The sequence below is a fragment of the Acidithiobacillus sp. TH-A36 genome (genome assembly GCF_057473445.1).
In genome coordinates this window covers 1-5322 of sequence record NZ_JBYCKP010000573.1, presented here as the reverse complement: position 1 = coordinate 5322, position 5322 = coordinate 1, and the positions used below count along the sequence as shown (strand labels likewise).

The following is a 5322-nucleotide window of genomic DNA, read 5'->3' as shown; positions in this document are numbered from 1 at the left end:
CTTGCTGATTTGATTTTGTCTGTTGACCGGCTATTGTTTTTTTAATTTAAAACCCGAAGGAGAAAATGATGGGAACTGTACGTGGCTGTGAAATCCCCGAAGATTTGATGTACAACGTTGATAACAACGTTTGGTTGCGCAAGGAAGATGACGGCAGTGTCACCATTGGTATGACTTCTTATGCCTGTGCTCTGGCCGGCCAGATTGTTTCCTACACCCCCAAAGGTGCTGGAAAAGACATCAAGAAAGACAAGTCTGCCGCAACGGTTGAATCCGGTAAGTGGGTAGGTCCGCTGAAGAGCCCGGTGAGTGGCACTGTGGTTTCCAGCAATGATGACGTAGCCAAGGACCCGGGCCTGATCAACAAGGACCCTTATGGTAGTGGCTGGATTGCCAAGTTGACTCCAGCTGACTTTGCGGGTGATTCTGGCGAGCTGAAAACCGGTGCTGACGCTCTGGCCGCTTTTGAAGAAAAGATGACGGCTGATGGTTTTGGCGGCTGCTGAGTTATTCAGATAGCCCTATCCAGTCAGACGGCCGCATTTTGCGGCCGTCTAGCTTTCTTAATGGTTGACAAGGATGGAAATTAATATGAACCCATGGTTAAACGCTGTTTCGCAAGTGGAAGCATTAGAGGATCTGACGCTCAACGCTGATCTGGTCGAATCCATGCGGGAGCGGTGGTCTGGCCTGGCTGGCAGTCAGGTGGGTCGTATCAATTTCTATACCCCTTCATTCAAACACCACGAGACTTCGGAAGTTTCTGCTTGTGGTAAAAATGCGTTCCCGGCCATCTCCATTACCGGTGGTGACTGCAAACTCCAGTGTGACCACTGTAAGGCCAAAATTCTGGAACCCATGATTCCGGTACGCAGTCCTGAAGAACTGGATCGCCTGGTCGATCAGATTGTTCTGGACGGTGGTCGTGGTCTGCTCCTGTCCGGGGGGTCGGACCACCAGAATGTGGTCCATTATGAACCGTATTTCCCCATGGTGCGCAAAATCAAGGATCGTTACCCCAACCTGCAAATTGCCATGCATACGGGTATTGCTACCCCTGAGTTTGCCAGAGGCATGGAAGATGCGGGCGTTGATGTAGCGATGATGGATGTGATCGGCGCCCAGGACACCATCAATCAGGTCTATCATCTGCGTCGCACTGTGGATGACTTTGAGGCGGCCCTGGAGGCTTTGGTTGCCACATCAATGAAGGTTGTTCCCCACATTGTCATCGGTTTGCATTATGGAGAACTGCTGGGTGAGTGGAATTCGCTGGAAATCATTCAACGGCATCTGCCCAGTGCCTTGGTGCTGGTCGTGATTATGCCCCAGTATGCCTCTTCCAGTCGTCCTTTTGTGACCCCGCCCACCGATGAAGTCGGTAAATTCTTTATGGATGCCCGTGCTGCACTTCCAGAGACTCCCGTGTTGCTCGGTTGTGCGCGCCCATCGGGCGTTCATCGTTCCATTACCGATACCTACGCGGTCATGGCAGGTCTCAATGGTGTGGCATTCCCCTCCGATGGTATGTTGGCATTGGCCAAACATCTTGAACGGGATGTGTTCGTGACCCCGTCCTGCTGCTCCATGATTGTCGGCGAAGAAGTGCTCAGTATGGGCGACGAGTCCACGACCATGCCTCTGGATTACGTACCTGCTGCTCCAAAGCGTCGCACCCAATTGCGCGATATTCCCATCGTCTTCACGGCCTGAGCAATGTACGTGGTACTTGTGAACAGCTTGCCGCAGCATCGGGTTCACCCGCAATGAACCCTGTTGTTCAGGCTCCCTGGCTGGTCGTGGATACGGGTTTGCGTCCAGCCGATGAAAACATGGCGCTGGACAAAGCCTTGCTGCAGGCCATGGCCGATCAGGCCATTCCCAATATTTTCCGCTTTTTGCGCTTTGAAGAATCGGCGCTGGTGGGTTACCACCAGTCTCCGGATCAGGAATTGAATCTGGATTTTTGCCGGGAAGAGAGCATTGCTGTGCAGCGCCGGCTTACTGGTGGCGGTGCGTTGATTTTTGATCCGACCCAAATTGGCTGGGAACTGGTCTGTCATCGGGGTGCTCTGCCCAAAGGTGACATGGCGGCAGTCTCCCGACAAATATGTCTGGCGGCTGCGGCAGGTTTGTCGAAGCTGGGGGTCAATGCCCGTTTCCGTCCGCGTAATGATATTGAAGTGGAAGGCAAAAAAATCTCTGGTACGGGCGGTATCATGGACGGCGATGTTTTGCTTTTCCAGGGTACCGTGCTGGTGGATCTGGACATACCCAGAATGCTGCGGGTCCTCCGGGTTCCCGTGGAAAAGCTGGATGCCCATGCCATTGCATCAGTAGCCGATCGGGTCACCAGTTTAAGAGCTCTGCTGGGCGCAGCGCCTGAGCTAAGCATGGTTCAAGAGGCCCTGCTGGAAGGTTTCCGCTTACACTTGGGGCTGTGTTTTGAAACAGGAAAAATGCCGGAACCGGTCATGGCCTTGCTGCCCGAGATGTTGACTGAAGTCCGCGATCCGGAATGGTTGGGTGTGAATAACCGTGCCCGCGACGGTATGCCACTGCGCAAAGCCAGTCTGCGTGCGCCGGGAGGAACCCTGCAGGCAGAAATCCTCTGGGATAGCTTTGGTAATCGGGTGCGTCAGGTGCATTTCAGCGGCGATTACTTCATCCAGCCCCGCCGCGCCATCGTCGATATGGAAGCCGCCCTGCGTAATGTGCATCTGAATGACGTGGACAGCATTCTGACTGAGCTGTTTGTGCAGCAACATATTGATGGCTTTGGTTTGCAGGCTGAACACTTCGCCAGTGTGCTGCGTATGGCAGCGGAGCAGCCATGAATAACATCAAGCTGGATCTGCTGATTGTCGGTGCCGGCCCGGCCGGAACTGCCGCTGCCCGTGCTGCCGCCGATAAGGGACTGCGGGTACTGTGTGTGGATCGTCGGGCACAAATTGGTATTCCGGTACAATGTGCAGAATTTGTCCCCATGCCCTTATTGCGCACTGTTCATGAGACCCGGGCGCGGGTGCAGGATGTGGCAGGCATGATGACCGTTCTTCCCTCCGGCTTGGAACACCATAGTGTCTTCCCCGGTATCATGATTGACCGGGGACGTTTTGATCAGGGACTGGCAGAGCTCGCTCAGGCCGCCGGGGCTGAGGTGAAAACACGCAGCACCTTTCTTGCCTGGGATGGTCGCCACGCCCAAATCAAGTTGTGTTCAGGTGAGCTTCAAGCGGTTGAACCCTTGCTGATGGTTGCCGCAGATGGTCCGCATAGCCCGGTTGCTGAGGCGATTGGGCTGCCCCATCAGCAGGTGGTTTATACCCGGCAATACACGGTACCCTTGAGTCATCCCTATGCGGATACGGATATTTTTCTGTCTGATGCTTTTCCAGGTGGTTACGGCTGGCTGTTTCCGCGTGGACCCGTTGCCAATTTGGGTTTGGGGGCGGATAAACGCTTTGAGGATAATCTCAAATTACCTCTCGAACATCTCCATCAGCAGATGGTGGAGCGCGGCATTATTGGCCCAGAAGTGCTCGGTAGAACCGGTGGCGCCATACCCGTTGGCGGTTTGCGCCCCATGATCCACGGTAATGTTTTGCTTTGTGGGGATGCCGCCGGATTGACGCATCCCATTACGGGTGCTGGCATCCCTGCGGCGGTCATCAGTGGGGAAGCCGTCGGTTTGGCCGCTGCCGCTTTTCTGTCCGGCGATGAAGACGCGCTGGAAAGTTATGAAGAAGATATGCAGGATCAGTTCGGACCCGCTTTGCGCCGGGCTGTGCAGCGCAGAACATCTTTGGAAGCTGTATGGCGCAAGCCTGCAGCCCGGGAAGACCAGGTAATGCGATCCGCCTGGATCGCTTTTGATGAATACTTTGCCGCTTAAGGCAGATTGACAGGAGGAACGTCCATGAGTGCGGTAGTCGAAGAAAATTCTCAGACCCTAAATTTTTATCGCCCGGATTATTTCGTCAAAACACCGACGATGCGTTCCCCGGACTATGTGCAGTTAAGTACGGCGGCAGCCATTACCCTGGGTCTGGTGCCCGGCGTGATGCATCGCACCTCCTGTACCAACTGCCTGAATCTGCTGATGACCTACCCGGAAGGTTGCCGCGCCAACTGCACCTACTGTGGTCTGGCCCGCCATCGCGAAGAAAGCCGCGATTATGCCGACCGCAATTTCATTCGGGTGGACTGGCCGACGGTACGGGTGGACGAAATGCTCGAACGCATTGCCCAGAACAGCGACAAGGGTGATTTTCAGCGCATGTGTATCAGCATGATCACCCACCCCGATTCAGACAATGACACCATGACCATGCTCAAACGCTGGATGGAAGTTGCCCCCCATATTCCGGTTTCCATTCTTTCCAATCCGACCACCATGGAAAAGCAGGATCTCATCAACCTCAAGGAAGCCGGTGCGGACATTTTTACGGTAGCTCTGGATGCGGTAACCCCCGAAATTTTTGAGCGGACCCGTGGTAAAACCGTACAAAGCCCGCATTCCTGGGATAAATACTGGCAGACCATTGAATGGGCCGCCGAAATTTATGGGCCGGAAAAATTTGGCGCCCATCTGATTTGTGGCATGGGTGAAACCGAACAGGAAATTCTTGAAGTCTGTCAGAAAATGAAGGATATGGGCGGTCATAATCACATGTTTGCCTTTTTCCCGGAGAAGGGTTCCATGATGGAAGACTGGGATCCGGTTCCTCAGGATCATTGGCGTCGCGTTCAGTTGGGCCGCTTCCTCATTGACTATGCCGGTGGCCGCTACGATGACATGAAATTCGACGAATATGGCCGGGTCGTGGACTTCGGCTACCCCGAAGCAGAGCTGGAAGACATTATCAACTCCGGTAAGCCTTTCCAGACTTCCGGCTGCCCCGGCAAAGACGATGAAGAAGTCAGCGCCTGCAACCGTCCCTATGGGGATTCTTCGCCCTCGGACATTCGTTCTTTCCCCTTCGCCCTCAACAAGGAAGATGTGGAAATCGTGCGTCGGCAGATGCGTTTGCAGGACCTGCAATTCCCGGGCTGACAGGCTTTTGGGATGAACATCCAGCCGATTCATGATAAATTGGCTGAATGAAAAAGGGGCTTCGGTCCCTTTTTTAATGGGGATTCCCCAAAATCCAGTAATATTTATTGTTGCTAATATACCCATATTTTAAGCGCTGATAATTGGATTAAAAAATTGATAGATCAACGTTCTTGCAACACTGTTCCCGATAAGACACAATCACCGTGTCATTAGCGACACAACTGTGGGCGGAGGATACAAATGAAAAAATCACGGATTTTAGG

At 53.6% G+C, this 5322-nt stretch carries 5 protein-coding genes; all 5 read left to right on the top strand.

Features of this window, described 5'->3' with window-relative positions:
• The first annotated feature begins 65 nt into the window (after nt 1–65).
• Complete coding sequence (locus AC2VLY_RS14475) at nt 66–506, top strand: glycine cleavage system protein H (protein WP_226826144.1); 441 nt, start codon at nt 66–68, stop codon at nt 504–506.
• 85 nt (nt 507–591) lie between these two features.
• Nucleotides 592–1713: a radical SAM protein gene (locus AC2VLY_RS14470; RefSeq protein ID WP_024892999.1), complete on the top strand. Its 1122-nt coding sequence runs from the start codon at nt 592–594 to the stop codon at nt 1711–1713.
• A gap of 53 nt (nt 1714–1766) precedes the next feature.
• Entirely contained in the window at nt 1767–2837 is a 1071-nt protein-coding gene (locus tag AC2VLY_RS14465; protein WP_486891886.1) for a lipoate--protein ligase family protein, read from the top strand.
• The gene (locus AC2VLY_RS14460; RefSeq protein WP_193651121.1) at nt 2834–3895 is read left to right on the top strand and encodes a geranylgeranyl reductase family protein; all 1062 of its coding nucleotides are present in this window, start codon (nt 2834–2836) and stop codon (nt 3893–3895) included. The genes AC2VLY_RS14465 and AC2VLY_RS14460 overlap by 4 nt, the downstream gene beginning before the upstream one ends.
• A 24-nt stretch (nt 3896–3919) precedes the next feature.
• Nucleotides 3920–5056, top strand: coding sequence for a radical SAM protein (locus tag AC2VLY_RS14455; RefSeq protein ID WP_010640287.1), 1137 nt, complete (start codon nt 3920–3922; stop codon nt 5054–5056).
• Nucleotides 5057–5322 lie beyond the last annotated feature (266 nt).

Bases quoted from the DNA above. Each gene is read 5' to 3' on its own strand.
- AC2VLY_RS14475 (WP_226826144.1), top strand. From the start codon at position 66: ATGATGGGAACTGTACGTGGCTGTGAAATCCCCGAAGATTTGATGTAC.
- AC2VLY_RS14470 (WP_024892999.1), top strand. From the start codon at position 592: ATGAACCCATGGTTAAACGCTGTTTCGCAAGTGGAAGCATTAGAGGAT.
- AC2VLY_RS14465 (WP_486891886.1), top strand. From the start codon at position 1,767: ATGAACCCTGTTGTTCAGGCTCCCTGGCTGGTCGTGGATACGGGTTTG.
- AC2VLY_RS14460 (WP_193651121.1), top strand. From the start codon at position 2,834: ATGAATAACATCAAGCTGGATCTGCTGATTGTCGGTGCCGGCCCGGCC.
- AC2VLY_RS14455 (WP_010640287.1), top strand. From the start codon at position 3,920: ATGAGTGCGGTAGTCGAAGAAAATTCTCAGACCCTAAATTTTTATCGC.